At 56.7% G+C, this 15,564-nt stretch carries 15 protein-coding genes; 4 read left to right on the top strand and 11 right to left on the bottom strand.

The features are described 5' to 3' along the window. Positions 1–58: 58 nt before the first annotated feature. Genes sdhB through sdhC form a run of 4 tightly spaced genes read right to left on the bottom strand, consistent with a single transcriptional unit; the run spans position 59 to position 3,302 of the window. The gene (sdhB, locus tag V1572_RS09165) at positions 59–775 is read right to left on the bottom strand and encodes a succinate dehydrogenase iron-sulfur subunit SdhB (protein WP_008501090.1); all 717 of its coding nucleotides are present in this window, start codon (positions 773–775) and stop codon (positions 59–61) included. 15 nt (positions 776–790) lie between these two features. After that, entirely contained in the window at positions 791–2,557 is a 1,767-nt protein-coding gene (sdhA, locus tag V1572_RS09160) for a succinate dehydrogenase flavoprotein subunit (RefSeq protein WP_008501089.1), read from the bottom strand. Continuing rightward, positions 2,557–2,904 carry a succinate dehydrogenase membrane anchor subunit gene (gene sdhD, locus V1572_RS09155; protein WP_008501088.1) on the bottom strand — a complete coding sequence of 116 codons (348 nt, stop codon included), beginning with the start codon at positions 2,902–2,904 and terminating at the stop codon, positions 2,557–2,559. Before sdhD ends, sdhA begins: the two co-directional genes overlap by 1 nt. Next, complete coding sequence (gene sdhC / locus V1572_RS09150) at positions 2,898–3,302, bottom strand: succinate dehydrogenase cytochrome b556 subunit (RefSeq protein WP_263906637.1); 405 nt, start codon at positions 3,300–3,302, stop codon at positions 2,898–2,900. Before sdhC ends, sdhD begins: the two co-directional genes overlap by 7 nt. A 639-nt stretch (positions 3,303–3,941) precedes the next feature. Here sdhC and V1572_RS09145 point away from each other — a divergent pair. After that, the gene (locus V1572_RS09145; RefSeq protein WP_045909567.1) at positions 3,942–5,225 is read left to right on the top strand and encodes a citrate synthase; all 1,284 of its coding nucleotides are present in this window, start codon (positions 3,942–3,944) and stop codon (positions 5,223–5,225) included. Positions 5,226–5,314: 89 nt separating this feature from the next. Here V1572_RS09145 and nei read toward each other — a convergent pair whose 3' ends face one another. From nei to V1572_RS09110, 7 genes are all read right to left on the bottom strand, one after another. After that, the gene (gene nei, locus V1572_RS09140; RefSeq protein ID WP_395299884.1) at positions 5,315–6,106 is read right to left on the bottom strand and encodes an endonuclease VIII; all 792 of its coding nucleotides are present in this window, start codon (positions 6,104–6,106) and stop codon (positions 5,315–5,317) included. Between the two features lie 18 nt (positions 6,107–6,124). Continuing rightward, on the bottom strand, positions 6,125–6,865 hold the full coding sequence (gene pxpA / locus V1572_RS09135) for a 5-oxoprolinase subunit PxpA (RefSeq protein WP_048226139.1): 741 nt from the start codon (positions 6,863–6,865) through the stop codon (positions 6,125–6,127). Continuing rightward, on the bottom strand, positions 6,852–7,784 hold the full coding sequence (pxpC, locus tag V1572_RS09130) for a 5-oxoprolinase subunit PxpC (RefSeq protein WP_395299883.1): 933 nt from the start codon (positions 7,782–7,784) through the stop codon (positions 6,852–6,854). Before pxpC ends, pxpA begins: the two co-directional genes overlap by 14 nt. Then, a complete protein-coding gene (gene pxpB, locus V1572_RS09125; RefSeq protein WP_048226116.1) occupies positions 7,778–8,434 on the bottom strand; it encodes a 5-oxoprolinase subunit PxpB in 657 nt (218 codons plus the stop codon). The genes pxpC and pxpB overlap by 7 nt, the downstream gene beginning before the upstream one ends. A 14-nt stretch (positions 8,435–8,448) precedes the next feature. Next, positions 8,449–9,192 carry a type 2 GTP cyclohydrolase I gene (locus V1572_RS09120; RefSeq protein ID WP_045909572.1) on the bottom strand — a complete coding sequence of 248 codons (744 nt, stop codon included), beginning with the start codon at positions 9,190–9,192 and terminating at the stop codon, positions 8,449–8,451. A 10-nt stretch (positions 9,193–9,202) separates the two neighbouring features. Then, positions 9,203–10,615: a deoxyribodipyrimidine photo-lyase gene (gene phrB / locus V1572_RS09115; RefSeq protein WP_248220977.1), complete on the bottom strand. Its 1,413-nt coding sequence runs from the start codon at positions 10,613–10,615 to the stop codon at positions 9,203–9,205. Between the two features lie 592 nt (positions 10,616–11,207). Then, the gene (locus V1572_RS09110; RefSeq protein ID WP_045630853.1) at positions 11,208–11,414 is read right to left on the bottom strand and encodes a YbfA family protein; all 207 of its coding nucleotides are present in this window, start codon (positions 11,412–11,414) and stop codon (positions 11,208–11,210) included. A 309-nt stretch (positions 11,415–11,723) separates the two neighbouring features. On the opposite strand from V1572_RS09110, the gene kdpF reads away from it, so the two are divergent. Genes kdpF through kdpB form a run of 3 tightly spaced genes read left to right on the top strand, consistent with a single transcriptional unit; the run spans position 11,724 to position 15,559 of the window. Further along, a complete protein-coding gene (gene kdpF / locus V1572_RS09105; protein WP_014069365.1) occupies positions 11,724–11,813 on the top strand; it encodes a K(+)-transporting ATPase subunit F in 90 nt (29 codons plus the stop codon). Next, positions 11,813–13,492 carry a potassium-transporting ATPase subunit KdpA gene (gene kdpA / locus V1572_RS09100; RefSeq protein WP_252077417.1) on the top strand — a complete coding sequence of 560 codons (1,680 nt, stop codon included), beginning with the start codon at positions 11,813–11,815 and terminating at the stop codon, positions 13,490–13,492. Before kdpF ends, kdpA begins: the two co-directional genes overlap by 1 nt. A gap of 18 nt (positions 13,493–13,510) precedes the next feature. Beyond that, a complete protein-coding gene (kdpB, locus tag V1572_RS09095; protein ID WP_008501077.1) occupies positions 13,511–15,559 on the top strand; it encodes a potassium-transporting ATPase subunit KdpB in 2,049 nt (682 codons plus the stop codon). Positions 15,560–15,564 lie beyond the last annotated feature (5 nt).

Below are 15,564 nucleotides of genomic sequence, written 5' to 3'. Positions count from 1 at the left end.
CTTACCGGGCCTACAGTTTCGTAGGCCGGATAAGCGCAGCGCCATCCGGCAAATTTACTTACGCACTGCGCTGCAGCAGCATCGACTTAATATGGCCGATGGCGCGCGTCGGGTTCAGCCCCTTCGGACACACACTGACGCAGTTCATGATGCTATGGCAGCGGAATACGCTGAAAGCGTCACTCAGTCCTTCCAGACGGCTGTCGGTTTCGGTGTCGCGGCTATCGATCAGGAAGCGATAGGCAGCCAGCAGACCGGCCGGGCCGATAAACTTGTCCGGGTTCCACCAGAACGACGGGCAGGACGTAGAACAGCATGCGCAGAGAATACACTCGTACAGACCATCGAGTTTTTCACGCTGCTCAGGCGACTGTAAGTGCTCGCGAGCCGGTGGATTTTGCCCATTATTCAATAAGTAAGGCTTAATCTTCTCATATTGTGCATAGAATTGCCCCATGTCTACCACCAAATCACGCACGACCGGCAGGCCTGGCAGAGGACGGATAACAATTTTCTGACCAGGACGCTGCAACGCTGAAATTGGCGTGATGCAGGCCAGGCCATTTTTGCCGTTCATGTTCACACCGTCAGAGCCACACACCCCTTCACGGCAGGAGCGGCGGAACGACAGGGTTGGATCTTTTTCTTTCAGCTGGATTAAGGCATCCAGCAGCATCATGTCACGACCTTCTTCCGCTTCCAGCGTGTAATCCTGCATGCGCGGAGCGTCGTCTACATCCGGGTTATAACGATAAACTGAGAATTCGAGTTTCATTATCCTGTCTCCGCATTAGTAAGTACGAATCTTCGGCGGGAACGCCGGACGCAGTTTCGGTTCCATATTGACGCTACGACGCGTCATGGTTTCCGACTCTGGCAGATACAGGGAATGGCACAGCCAGTTTTCGTCATCACGCTCCGGGAAGTCGAAGCGGCTATGCGCGCCACGGCTTTCGGTACGGAAGTTTGCCGACATCGCGGTCGCGAACGCGGTTTCCATCAGGTTATCCAGCTCCAGGCACTCAACGCGCTGGGTGTTGAACTCGCTGGAGGTATCGTCCAGACGGGCATTTTTCAGACGCTCGCGGATCGCTTTCAGCTGCTCAAGACCTTTGGCCATCGCGTCGCCTTCACGGAATACCGAGAAGTTGTGCTGCATGCACTCCTGCAGCGCTTTGCGGATTTCCACCGGATCTTCGCCGTTACGGTTGCCGTTCCAGCGGTTGAGGCGCTCAAGAGAGGCATCAATTTCGTCGTCGGTTGCGTCACGCAGCGCGCCCTGCTCGGCAATGGATTCCTGCAGATGCAGACCCACCGCACGACCAAACACCACCAGATCCAGCAGCGAGTTGCCGCCCAGACGGTTTGCGCCGTGTACGGATACGCAGGCAATTTCGCCTACCGCGAACAGGCCAGGAATGACCACGTCTTCGCCCTGCTCGTTCACGGTCAGCGCCTGACCGGTCACTTTGGTCGGAATACCGCCCATCATGTAGTGGCAGGTTGGGATAACCGGAATCGGCTCTTTTACCGGATCGACGTGCGCGAAGGTGCGGGAGAGTTCCAGGATGCCCGGCAGACGGGACTCCAGCACTTCTTTACCCAGGTGGTCGAGTTTCAGCTTGGCGTGTGGACCCCATGGGCCGTCACAGCCGCGACCTTCACGGATTTCGATCATGATAGAACGCGCCACCACGTCACGACCCGCAAGGTCTTTCGCATTCGGGGCATAACGCTCCATGAAGCGCTCGCCGTGTTTGTTCAGCAGGTAGCCACCTTCACCACGGCAGCCTTCCGTCACCAGAACGCCCGCACCGGCGATACCGGTTGGGTGGAACTGCCACATCTCCATATCCTGCACCGGCACGCCCGCGCGGATAGCCATACCGACACCGTCACCGGTGTTGATGTGGGCGTTGGTGGTGGACTGGTAAATACGGCCTGCACCGCCGGTCGCCAGCACGGTAGCGCGGGCTTTGAAGTAAACCACTTCACCGGTTTCGATACACAGCGCGGTACAGCCAACAATTGCGCCATCGGCGTTTTTCACCAGATCCAGCGCATACCACTCGGAGAAGATGGTGGTGTGGTTTTTCAGGTTCTGCTGATACAGGGTGTGCAGCAGCGCGTGACCGGTACGGTCAGCCGCCGCCGCGGTGCGTGCCGCCTGCTCGCCGCCGAAGTTTTTCGACTGGCCGCCAAACGGACGCTGATAGATGGTGCCATTTTCCAGACGGGAGAACGGCAGCCCCATGTGGTCCAGCTCCAGAATCGCTTCCGGTCCGGTTTTACACATATATTCGATGGCATCCTGGTCGCCGATGTAATCGGAACCTTTTACCGTGTCATACATGTGCCATTCCCAGTTATCTTCATGGGAGTTACCCAGCGCAACGGTGATACCGCCCTGCGCGGACACAGTGTGGGAACGGGTCGGGAAAACTTTAGAGAGCAGCGCACAGCTCTGGCCGCTCTGGGAAATTTGCAGTGCGGCACGCATACCTGCGCCACCGGCACCAATCACAACAGCATCAAATTCTCTGACTGGCAGTTTCATTACACACCCCACACCACAACGAATCCATAAATAACGTAAACCACCAGTGCAACGACAATGGCCAGCTGCAGTGGGAGGCGAATCGCCAGCGGTTTAACGTAATCGGTCAACACCTGCCACATGCCAATCCAGGCATGAATAAGGATGGAGAACAGGGCCAGCAGGGTGAACACTTTGGTGAAGGCGGATCCGAAGAACCCACTCCAGATTTCCCACGTCAGCGTGCCGCTGGTCGCGAAGAAACCGATCATATAGATGATGTAGAGGGTGAGAACGATGGCGGTAGCACGGACCAGAATGAAGTCATGTACGCCGTTGCGTCCTAATGCGGAGGCGTTGCTTACCATACGAGAACTCCTGCGAGAAGTGAAAGCACGACTGTAATCACAAATGAAATGTTAGCGGAGCGTTTTCCGGCTTCGAAGGTTTCTTCCAGGTAGCCAAAGTCCATCAGCATATGGCGAACACCCACCACAACGTGGTACGCCAGTGCGGTCAGAATGCCCCACATGATGAATTTCACGAAGAAGCTGTTCATGATGGCTGAGGCCCGGAGGAATCCTTCAGGGGAAGAGAGGCTGGTGCCCAGTAACCACAGCAGAATACCGACCGCCACAAACGTAATCACACCAGAAACACGGTGCAGAATGGACGCTATTGCTGTTACGGGGAACCGGATCGTTTTGAGATCCAGATTGACAGGTCTTTGTTTTTTCACATTTCTTATCATGAATAACGCCCACATGCTGTTCTTATTGTTTCCTTCCTCCGGACTGCGATGCGGGTCAGACAGCGTTCCTTTTCTATAACTGCGCGTCATGCAAAACAGTGCTTCCAGATGCTTAAACGACACATTACAACGCTGGGTGGCTCGGGATTGCAGGGTGTTCCGGAGACCTGGCGGCAGTATAGGCCGTTCACAAAATCATTACAATTAACCTACATACAGTTTGTCGGGTTTTCTCTGGAACAGTGATCAGGGTCACGATAACAACATCTTTTTAATTTTTAATCATCTGATTTGACAAATGTTAAACAATATTGTTACAAACGTCATCAGAAAAGGCATATAATGCGCAAAAGTTATGAGGTCTCTCTTTCACCTGACAAATAGTTATGTAACAGTGTGATGGTATTGACCGAAGTTATCAGGACAGTTATTAGTGATATACAGGTTTGAATAATTCGGACTGCAAAAACGCTGATTTGCTGTTGTTTCACTGATATTTCATTCGTTTACCTGCAAGGCGCCATAGCTCTGTACCCTGGTTTGTCCTCGTGAGCTGAGCGGTAAGCCAAATAACAATCTGGTAACGGTGATTAACAGCTGAAAGCAAATCCGGTAAAGCGCAGTCTTAAGCATAAGGCGCTAAGGAGACCGTAAATGGCTGATACAAAGGCAACGCTCACCCTAAATGGTGACACTGCTATTGAACTGGATGTGCTAAAAGGCACGCTCGGTCAGGATGTTATTGATATCCGTACGCTGGGTTCCAAAGGGATGTTTACCTTTGACCCTGGATTTACCTCTACCGCATCTTGCGAATCCAAAATCACCTTCATTGACGGTGACGAAGGTATCCTGCTCCATCGCGGCTTCCCTATCGATCAGTTAGCCACCGAATCCAACTATCTGGAAGTGTGCTACATCCTGCTGAACGGCGAAAAACCGACGCAGGCCCAGTTCGATGAATTTAAAACCACCGTGACCCGTCACACCATGATCCATGAGCAGATTACCCGTCTGTTCCATGCGTTCCGTCGTGACTCTCACCCAATGGCGGTGATGTGCGGGATTACCGGTGCACTGGCAGCGTTCTACCACGATTCCCTTGACGTGAATAATCCGCGTCACCGTGAAATCGCCGCTTACCGTCTGCTGTCCAAAATGCCGACCATGGCGGCGATGTGTTACAAATACTCCATCGGTCAGCCGTTTGTGTATCCGCGCAACGACCTCTCCTACGCGGGCAACTTCCTGCGCATGATGTTCTCCACGCCGTGCGAAGAGTATGAAGTGAACCCGGTTCTGGAACGCGCGATGGACCGTATTCTGATCCTGCACGCTGACCACGAACAGAACGCCTCTACCTCAACCGTTCGTACCGCAGGTTCTTCAGGCGCGAACCCGTTCGCCTGTATCGCTGCGGGCATCGCCTCCCTGTGGGGACCGGCGCACGGCGGCGCGAACGAAGCGGCACTGAAGATGCTGGAAGAGATCAGCACCGTTGAGCATATTCCTGAGTTCGTGCGTCGCGCGAAAGACAAGAATGACTCCTTCCGCCTGATGGGCTTCGGTCACCGTGTTTACAAAAACTACGACCCACGCGCCACCGTGATGCGTGAGACCTGCCACGAAGTGCTGAAAGAGCTGGGTACCAAAGATGACCTGCTGGAAGTAGCGATGGAGCTGGAACACATCGCGCTGAACGATCCGTACTTCATCGAGAAGAAACTCTACCCGAACGTCGATTTCTACTCTGGCATTATTCTGAAAGCGATGGGCATTCCGTCTTCCATGTTCACCGTCATCTTCGCGATGGCCCGTACCGTAGGCTGGATTGCGCACTGGAACGAAATGCACAGCGAAGGCATGAAGATCGCCCGTCCTCGTCAGCTGTATACCGGCTACGAGCAGCGTGATTTTAAGTCTGACCTGAAGCGCTAAAAGTTAAGCCCGGTGGCGCTACCGCTTACCGGGCCTACAAATAAATGCGAAACGTAGGCCGGGTAAGGCGTAGCCGCCACCCGGCTTTTTTACATCTGGCACCCTGGACACCAGTAAAACGGTCTGGAAGAGATCGTAGCCTTCTCAATCACGCCGCCGCACCGCTCGCACTTTTTCCCCGCCCGATGAAACACTTTGAACCGGAACAGCGCCCCGTGGTGCTTGTTTTCATCTACGATGCCGCGCGTGTTGTACGATAGCCGCGGGATGTCCAGCAGCGCGTGAGACAGCGCCTCCAGCTGTTCATCGCTCAGCTGGGAGGCTTTGTGCTGCGGCGCCAGTCCGACTTGCCAGAGGATCTCCACCCGCAGGTAGTTGCCAAGCCCGGCCAGAAACGCCTGGTCAAGAAACAGGCCGGAAAACTGTCGGTTGCGGAATGTGGGCGATAGCAGTCGGGCCTTCACATCGCTCGCCGTCAGACGCATATCCAGCACGTCCGGCCCCACTCGCTGTAGAAACGGGTGCGTGAGGAGTTGCTCCGGCGTTAATATTTCGATATCAGAGGCGCTATAGAGCAGGATCGCCTTATCGGCCGTTTGCAGCCTGACGCGCAGCACGCGGGTAGTCTGCGGCTGTTCACCCGCCTCCACCACTTGCCAGACGCCGTAAAGCTGGTTATGGCTATATAACGTCAGGTTATGGGAAAAATGCGTGAGCAGCGCTTTGCCGCGCGTTTCAATATGCGTTACCGACTGCCCCACTAGCTGTGATTCAAACGGTTTCAGTTGAGGAAAAGCAAACCAGACCTCCGTCAGGGGTTTGCTCTTTATCGCCGCCTCGAGGCTATCCGCCGCGCGGCGGATCTCCGGGCCTTCTGGCATTTTTCTGTCCTTTCATGATTAGTCTGCGCTGACAAGAATGCCCTCTTCAGAGAACGCTGCCCGCAAGCGGCGCGCGAACTGGAGCGCATGCTCGCCATCACCATGTAAACATACCGTATCAGCCTGAACGTGCGCTGATGTGCCATCCACGGCGGTCACTCGCCCGGCGCGCACCATCTCCAGCGTCTGCGCCAGCGCTTGACCTTCGTCCGTTATCAACGCACCAGCTTGCGTACGCGGTACAAGACTGCCATCGGGTTGATAACCCCGGTCGGCAAAGACCTCCTGCCGCGTGGTTAACCCCAGACGCTGGCCGGCGCGAATAAGCTCGCTGCCTGCCAGCCCCACAAGGATCAGCTGCGGGTTGCAATCGCGTACCGCGCGGGCAATCGCCTCCGCCAGCGCCGGATCTTTTGCAGCCTGGTTATAGAGCATGCCGTGCGGCTTCACGTGGCGCAGCACGCCCTTCCCGGCGCGAACCATCGCCTCCAGCGCGCCAATCTGGTAGAGCACCTGAGCGTAGACCGTCTCAGGCGGCAGGTCCATCGCGGTGCGGCCAAAGTTTTCCCGGTCAGGGAAGCTCGGGTGAGCGCCAATCGCCACGCCATTTTTGATGGCATGACGCACGCTCTCTAGCATGGTTTGCGCATCGCCCGCGTGAAAGCCGCAGGCGATATTGACCGAGGAGACCAGCGTCATCAGCGCCGCATCGGCGCTGCCGCCCTCGCCCAGATCGGCATTCAAATCAATCTTTACCATCGAGCCTCCACGCCAGCTGTTCGAGATAGCGCTGCTGATCCTGCCGCGCCTTTAGCGCCTCCTCCAGCGAACACTGCACGAAGTGAATCGGCTGTCCGAGGGGAATTTGCGCCAGATGGTAGCGATCGGCTTCAATGATGCAGGCAATTCGCGGATAACCACCCGTCGTCTGCGCGTCGTTCATTAACACGATCGGTTGCCCGTTGCCCGGCACCTGAATAACCCCAGGCAGTAAACCGTGGGAAAGCAGTTCCCTGTCGGTCGTCCGGATCAGCGGCTGCCCCTGCAGGCGGTAGCCCATACGGTTACTCTGCGGACTGAGCTTCCACGGCGAGCGCCAGAAGGACTCTTTGGAGGCCTCGCCGAACTCATGATATTCCGGCCCCGGTAAGGCGCGGATCTGGTTTCCCCAGAGAAGTTGTTTCACCCCCTGCGCCGTCGAAAAGTGACGCGAGGAGGGCATAATCGCCAGGCGATCGCCATCGCGCAACAAACGTCCTTCGTGACCACCAATCCCGGCTTTCTGATCGGTACTGGATGAGCCCAGCACCTCAGGCACATCAATGCCACCAGCCACCGCGAGATAGCTACGTACGCCGTGCAAAGGACGCTTTAAGGTCAGACGCTGTCCGGCTTTCGCCCGCAGACGCCAGCCGGTCCACACCGCTTTGCCGTCCAGCGTGGCATCACAGCCTGCGCCGGTGAGCGCGAACCACGTCTCCTGACCAAACTCAATCACACACTGGCCGAGCGTAATTTCGAGCGCCGCCGTGCTGCCGGGGTTGCCCACCAGCACGTTAGCGATTTCCAGCGCAGGACGGTCCAGCGCGCCACAATAGCTCACGCCCGACTGGCGCATGCCAAAGCGGCCGGCATCCTGTACGGAGGTATAAAGCCCGGCGCGAATAAGCGTTAACATACCCCCTCCTTCTGCGGGATAAAGCGAAGGGTATCGCCCGGGCGCAGGAGTATTGGCGACGCCAGCCCAGGGTCAAATAACGGGGTGGCGGTATGCCCAATAAGCTGCCAACCACCGGGCGAAGTCAGCGGATATACGCCGGTCTGCTCGCCACCAATCGCGACCGTCCCCGCCGGTACGCTCAGGCGCGGTTCAGCGCGGCGCGGCGTATGCAGCCGGGGAGATAATCCCCCCAGATACGGGAATCCGGGCTGGAACCCCAGGAACCAGACGACGTAATCCACCGAACTGTGCAGCTCAACAACCTGCTTTTCGGTGAGTCCGCAATGGTCTGCGACCACACCAAGATCCGGTCCCCCCGTACCGCCATAAACGACCGGGATCTCAATGGCACGCGATTCCGGCTCCAGCGCCTCGCTCTCTTCCCACCAGCGCTGTAAACGTTCAATGGCATCCAGCGCCAGCGTATGCGGACTACGCAGCACCACCGTGATGTTATTCATCCCCGGAATGGCTTCAACCACGTCCGGCAGATCGACCAGACGCTGGGTTAGCCGCCAGATACGCTTTTGCGTGGCAAGGGTCACCGGCGGCTCGAGCTCCAGAACCACTGCCGTTTCTCCCAGAAGATAACAACGCGCTCGCTGCACTCAGGCACCTCTCATCAGGCCGGATTAGGGATATCAATAAAGGTTACATCCAGATCGGTATTTTCCGTCAGCCACTCGCTGAGGGCACGAATACCGCCGCGCTCGGTGGCATGATGCCCGGCCGCGTAGAAATGCAGCCCCTGTTCACGTGCCGAATGAATGGTCTGCTCGGAAACCTCGCCGGTGATAAAGGCATCGACACCGAAGCGCGCGGCGCTGTCGATAAAGCCCTGCCCGCCCCCGGTGCACCAGGCAACACGCTTCACCGTATCCGGACCGGTATCGCCGCTCCACAGCGGACGACGCCCCAGGCGCGCTTCAATCCACGAGGCCAGCTCCAGTCCGGGAACCGGCATCGCCAGCTCGCCCCACGGCACCAGTGGCTCGATTTCGCCCATTACGGTGATCCCCAACAGTCGGGCAAGCTGAACGTTGTTGCCAAGCTCCGGGTGCGCGTCCAGCGGCAGGTGGTAACCGTACAGGTTGATGTCATTTGCCAGCAACGTTTTCAGGCGGTTGCGCTTCATGCCGCGAATAATCGGTGATTCGTTTTTCCAGAAGTAACCGTGATGGACAATCACCGCATCGGCTTCCTGACGGACAGCCTCGTCCAGCAGTGCCTGGCTTGCCGTGACGCCGGTGATAATTTTCTGCACCGTTTCGCGCCCTTCTACCTGCAGGCCATTTGGACCGTAGTCGCTGAAGGAGGCGGTATTGAGTTTTTCGTTAATCAGGCGTTCCAGTTCGCTGTTTTTCATCATCACTCTCTTATGCTTTGCGGGCCGCTTCGTACGCAGCCAGCGTGGCGACACGCGCCTGTTTATGGTCGACGATCGGACGGGGATAATTCAGTTTTACACGCTGTTTATCCGCCCATGCCCACGGTTCGTGGATCGCTTTAGCCGGTATCTCTTTTAGTTCAGGGAGCCAGCGGCGGATAAACTCGCCGTTCTCATCAAATTTTTGTCCCTGAGTGGTTGGATTAAAAATCCGGAAATAGGGAGCCGCATCGGTGCCCGTAGAGGCCGCCCACTGCCAGCCGCCGTTATTCGCGGCGAGATCGCCGTCGATCAGTTGAGAAATAAAATAGCGCTCTCCGATACGCCAGTCGATAAGCAGATCCTTTACCAGAAAACTCGCGGTAATCATTCGCAGGCGGTTGTGCATCCACCCCGTCTCATTGAGCTGACGCATCGCGGCATCAACAATCGGATAGCCCGTCTCCCCTTTTTTCCAGGCCTGTAAAAGTGCCTCATCATGCTGCCATTTTACGTTGTCGGTCCAGGGAATGAACGGACGATGCTTACAGAGATCGGGATGATACGTCATCAGATGGCGGTAGAACTCACGCCAGATAAGCTCGTTCAGCCAGACAGAACCGGTGCCTCCATCCAGCGCCTGCGGCTGCTCGGCCAGAAGACGGTGTAAACACTGGCGAGGAGAGATCGCGCCCAGCGCCAGACAGGCCGACAGGCGGCTGGTGCCCTCGATGGCCGGAAAATCCCGCCGCACGTCGTAGTTGGCCGCGTCCTGTTTGCAGAACTGGCGGAGTTGAGCGATAGCCGCTTTTTCATCGGCGGGGAACAGCGTTTTATCAAACGGCTCCTGTGGGTAGTCAAACGTCAGTTCAGACAGGTCCTTCAGGGGTTCGCCCCTCGCGGCAGGCGCGGCAACGCACTCCGGCAGCGACTCTTTCAGACGCTTGATAAAGGCATTTTTAAACGGAGTGAAAACTTTATACATCTCACGGTTGCCGGTCATCACGCTGCCCGGCGCCAGCATCACGCTGTCATCAAATCCTTCACAGACCACATCCTCCAGCATCTTCTCCAGCTGACGGTCGCGCTGCTGCTCGTTGAATTCGTACTGATAGTTGTAAAAAAGATGCGTGACGTTGTGCTGCTTACAGGTCTCCTGCACCGTCTGCAGCTGTGCGGCAAAATCACTTACCTCTTTATAAATCAGCGGTATGCCTTTTCCGGCAAGCGAATGCTGCAGATCGGTCAGATACGCACGCAGCAAGGCCGCCTGGCGTGGCGCCATATCATGCTGCCGCCACTGCTCGGGCGTAGCCACAAACAGAGCCAGTACGTTAGCGTCTTTGGCGCGGCAGGCCGCCGCCAGGGCGATGTTGTCATGTACGCGCAGGTCCGCGCGAAACCAAACCAGATGGGTGGGCATAAAACTCCAGGCAAATATCCATTATGTCCGTAAGGGCATGCCGTAAAAGGAAAAAGCATGCATTGAACTACTTTGCCATGAAGTGTAGACGGGATGAAATAAAAAAGGCCGCCCAAGGCGGCCTTAACGCTACTTGTCCTGCGCTATCGTGGTAAATGCAACAAACCCGATCGGTTCATCACTTTTGACAACGAGTACGCTGGCGACAATGAACGCGATGCAAAAATAGCGTTTCATTATGCGGTCCCTGCTGCTAACCGCTCCACCGTTCACCACCGGTGATAAGTCGGTGGACACAAGCCCGGGTAGGCGGGCTGCTTTACGGCTGTAAAAATACCTTTCCCAGGACCGATGCCCATTTGCGAGATGGCGGAAAGGGACGCCGCATCATAATGAACATCCGCTGCAAAGGTAAGATACTCGAAGAAAATTAGGACTTTATAAAGGCCTGGAGGGATTGCCATCTGCTTACAGGAGGGTATGATAAAAATCCCGGGTAGGGGCTGCAAGACCACCCAACGGACCGCGAATCCCGAGGGACAAAAAAACCGCCACATTGCTGTTGGCGGTTTTTTTATTGCTGTGTGTCGTCTTAGTAGAAGTCGCAGGTCGCTTTCTCGGCCTGATCCATCCATACCGGCTTCTCGCTGGTTTTCGCCCAGACGCGGTGCAGATAGCTATAAAAACGTGCACGATCTTTCCAGAACAGCATCACCGGCAGAGCCAGCACGCCAGCCACTACGGCGAAAGCGCGGCGTATGAACACGATATGAGCCGGAAACTCTTTATAAAGATCCATATTTTTCTCCCCTATAGTTGGCCGGAAACGTCATCCGGAAAATTCAAAATCTGTGACCTGGCTAAAATAATATCGCTTTGTTTGTAATTTTACTACTCATCCGACCACTTATTTTCGTCCGTTTAGCCAAAATTTACATTCACGCCGTAATTAAGTTACAAAAAAGTTAACAATTTACTTATCAATAGTTAAATTGTGGGCTTTGCCATTTTTATACTTTTTTTACACCCACCCTTCTCATTTTTGCGAAATCTTTGCGCCATAAATCCTACCGTTAGCACAACAACAAAAGTCACCCGGAGGTGGATTGTGAGTGCAGGTCTTATTGCCGGCATCGTGCTGGTGTTCCTGTTATTGGGTTATCTGGTTTATGCCCTGATTAATGCGGAGGCATTCTGATGGCTGCTCAGGCGTTTTTGCTTATTGCCAGTTTCTTAGTGGTGTTGTTCGTCCTGGCAAGGCCACTGGGCTCGGGGCTGGCACGGCTGATCAATAACGTTCCCCTGCCCGGCACGGGAAGCGTTGAAAAAGGGATCTGGCGCGTACTGGGTGTAGACGATCGGGAGATGAACTGGCGTGACTATCTGATCGCCATTCTGCTGCTGAACATTGTCGGACTCATTGCGCTTTTTGCCATGCTGATGTTGCAAGGCATCCTGCCGCTGAATCCGCAACAATTACCGGGCCTGTCCTGGCATCTTGCACTGAACACGGCAGTCAGTTTTGTCACCAACACCAACTGGCAGTCCTATTCCGGTGAAACCACGCTCAGCTACTTCAGCCAGATGGTCGGATTAACCGTGCAGAACTTCCTCTCTGCCGCCAGCGGTATTGCGGTGATCTTCGCGCTGACGCGTGCGTTTGCACGTCAGAAAGTGAGTACGTTAGGTAACGCATGGGTAGACCTGACGCGCATTACGCTGTGGATCCTGCTGCCGATTGCGCTGCTGATCGCGCTGTTCTTCATTCAGCAGGGCAGCCTGCAAAACCTGCTGCCTTACGCACCTTATACCTCGCTGGAAGGCGCAAAACAGCTCCTGCCTATGGGGCCAGTGGCGTCGCAGGAAGCCATCAAAATGCTCGGGACGAACGGTGGCGGCTTCTTCAACGCCAACTCCTCGCACCCGTTTGAAAACCCTACCGCCCTGACCAATTTTGTGCAGATGCTGGCGATTTTCCTGATCCCCGCCGCGCTCTGCTTTGCCTTTGGCGACGTGGTTAACGATCGCCGTCAGGGGCGTACCCTGCTCTGGACCATGTCGCTTATCTTCGTGGTCTGTGTTGCGCTGGTGATGTGGGCCGAATGGCAGGGTAATCCGCATTTCCTCTCACTCGGGGCCGATAGAGCAATCAATATGGAAGGTAAAGAGAGCCGCTTTGGCATTCTCGCCAGCAGCCTGTATGCGGTGGTCACCACGGCTGCGTCGTGCGGGGCCGTCAATGCCATGCATGATTCCTTTACGGCGCTGGGCGGCATGATCCCGATGTGGCTGATGCAGATTGGCGAGGTGGTGTTTGGCGGCGTGGGCTCCGGTCTTTACGGCATGCTGCTGTTCGTGCTGCTGGCGGTGTTTATTGCCGGTCTGATGATTGGCCGCACCCCGGAATATCTGGGTAAAAAAATCGACGTCCGCGAGATGAAATTAACCGCGCTGGCAATCCTGGTCACCCCGGCTCTCGTGCTGCTCGGCACCGCGCTGGCGCTGATGACCGAGGCCGGACGCAGCGGCATCTTTAACCCCGGCATTCACGGTTTTAGTGAAGTGCTGTATGCCGTCTCCTCTGCCGCCAACAACAACGGCAGCGCCTTTGCAGGCTTAAGCGCCAACTCTCCGTTCTGGAACTGTCTGCTGGCGTTCTGCATGTTCGTGGGCCGCTTCGGGATCATTGTGCCGGTTATGGCGATAGCCGGATCGCTGGTGAACAAAAAAATCCAACCGACCACCACCGGGACATTACCGACCCACGGCGCGCTGTTTATCGGCCTGCTAACGGGCACCGTGTTGCTGGTCGGCGCCCTGACCTTTATCCCCGCCCTCGCGTTAGGCCCGGTCGCGGAATACCTCTCTTTACGCTGATTTTGCGGAGAAATTGTCATGAGTCGTAAACAACTGGCCCTGTTCGAACCGTCATTAGTTCGCCAGGCGCTCATGGATGCGGTGAAAAAGCTGAGCCCGCGCGTGCAGTGGCACAACCCGGTGATGTTTATCGTCTGGGCGGGAAGCGTCCTGACCACCGCCCTGGCGATTGCCATGGGAACGGGCCATATGCCGGGAAATGCGATGTTTACCGGCGCCATCAGCCTGTGGCTGTGGTTTACCGTGCTGTTCGCCAACTTTGCGGAAGCGCTGGCGGAAGGCCGGAGCAAAGCCCAGGCCAACAGCCTGAAAGGGGTGAAAAAAACCGCCTTCGCGCGCAAGTTACGTGAGCCGAAATACGGTGCCCAGATGGACCACGTTCCGGCGGATGAACTGCGTAAAGGCGATGTGGTGCTGGTGGAAGCCGGTGACATCATCCCTTGCGACGGCGAAGTCATTGAAGGGGGCGCATCGGTGGATGAAAGCGCCATCACCGGTGAATCCGCGCCGGTGATCCGTGAGTCCGGCGGCGATTTCGCCTCCGTGACGGGCGGGACGCGCATTCTCTCCGACTGGCTGGTGATCCAGTGCAGCGTTAACCCGGGTGAAACCTTCCTCGACCGGATGATCGCCATGGTGGAAGGCGCACAGCGCCGGAAAACGCCAAACGAGATTGCCCTGACCATCCTGCTGGTGGCCCTGACCATCGTCTTCCTGCTGGCAACCGCCACGCTGTGGCCGTTCTCCGCCTATGGTGGTACCGCGGTCACCGTCACGGTGCTGGTGGCGCTGCTGGTTTGTCTGATCCCTACCACCATCGGCGGCCTGCTGTCGGCCATCGGCGTGGCTGGCATGAGCCGTATGCTCGGTGCCAACGTCATCGCCACCAGCGGGCGTGCCGTAGAAGCCGCCGGTGACGTGGATGTCTTGCTGCTGGATAAAACCGGCACCATTACCCTCGGTAACCGCCAGGCGTCTGATTTCTTACCCGCCCCGGGCGTGGATGAAAAAACGCTGGCGGATGCCGCCCAGCTCTCATCTCTTGCCGATGAAACCCCGGAAGGCCGCAGTATTGTGATCCTCGCCAAGCAGCGCTTTAACCTGCGCCAGCGCGACGTTCAGAGCCTGCACGCCACCTTCGTGCCCTTCACGGCGCAAACCCGCATGAGCGGCATCAACATCCAGGATCGCATGATCCGTAAAGGCTCGGTTGACGCGATTCGCCGCCACATTGAGGCCAACAATGGTCACTTCCCGCCGGAAGTGGACAGTCTGGTCGAAAGCGTGGCCCGTCAGGGGGCGACGCCGCTGGTGGTGGCCGAAGGCGCTCGCGTGCTCGGGGTGATTGCGCTGAAGGATATCGTCAAAGGCGGCATCAAGGAGCGCTTTGCCCAGTTGCGTAAGATGGGGATCAAAACGGTAATGATCACCGGGGATAACCGTCTTACCGCCGCGGCGATTGCCGCCGAAGCGGGCGTGGATGATTTCCTTTCTGAAGCCACCCCGGAAGCCAAGCTGGCACTGATTCGTCAGTATCAGGCGGAAGGCCGTCTGGTGGCGATGACCGGCGACGGGACCAACGATGCCCCTGCCCTGGCACAGGCCGACGTGGCGGTGGCGATGAACTCCGGAACCCAGGCGGCAAAAGAGGCGGGCAATATGGTCGACCTCGACTCTAACCCGACCAAGCTGATTGAGGTGGTGCACATCGGCAAGCAGATGCTGATGACGCGCGGGTCGCTGACCACGTTCAGCATCGCCAACGACGTGGCGAAGTATTTCGCCATCATTCCGGCCGCGTTTGCCGCGACCTATCCGCAATTAAATGCGTTGAACGTGATGCACCTGCACTCTCCGGCCTCGGCCATTCTGAGCGCAGTCATCTTTAACGCCCTGATTATTGTCTTCCTGATCCCGCTGGCGCTGAAGGGCGTGAGCTATAAGCCGCTCACGGCGGCCGCCATGCTGCGCCGTAACCTGTGGATTTATGGCCTGGGCGGGCTGGTGGTGCCCTTCGTCGGTATCAAGGTTATCGACCTGCTGTTGACGCTGTTCGGCCTGGTTTAAAAGGT

The sequence above is a fragment of the Enterobacter quasiroggenkampii genome, assembly GCF_043972695.1.
Lineage (GTDB): Bacteria > Pseudomonadota > Gammaproteobacteria > Enterobacterales > Enterobacteriaceae > Enterobacter > Enterobacter quasiroggenkampii.
The sequence above is the reverse complement of the archived record's forward strand: the minus strand, read 5'-3'. Positions and strand labels throughout refer to the sequence as shown.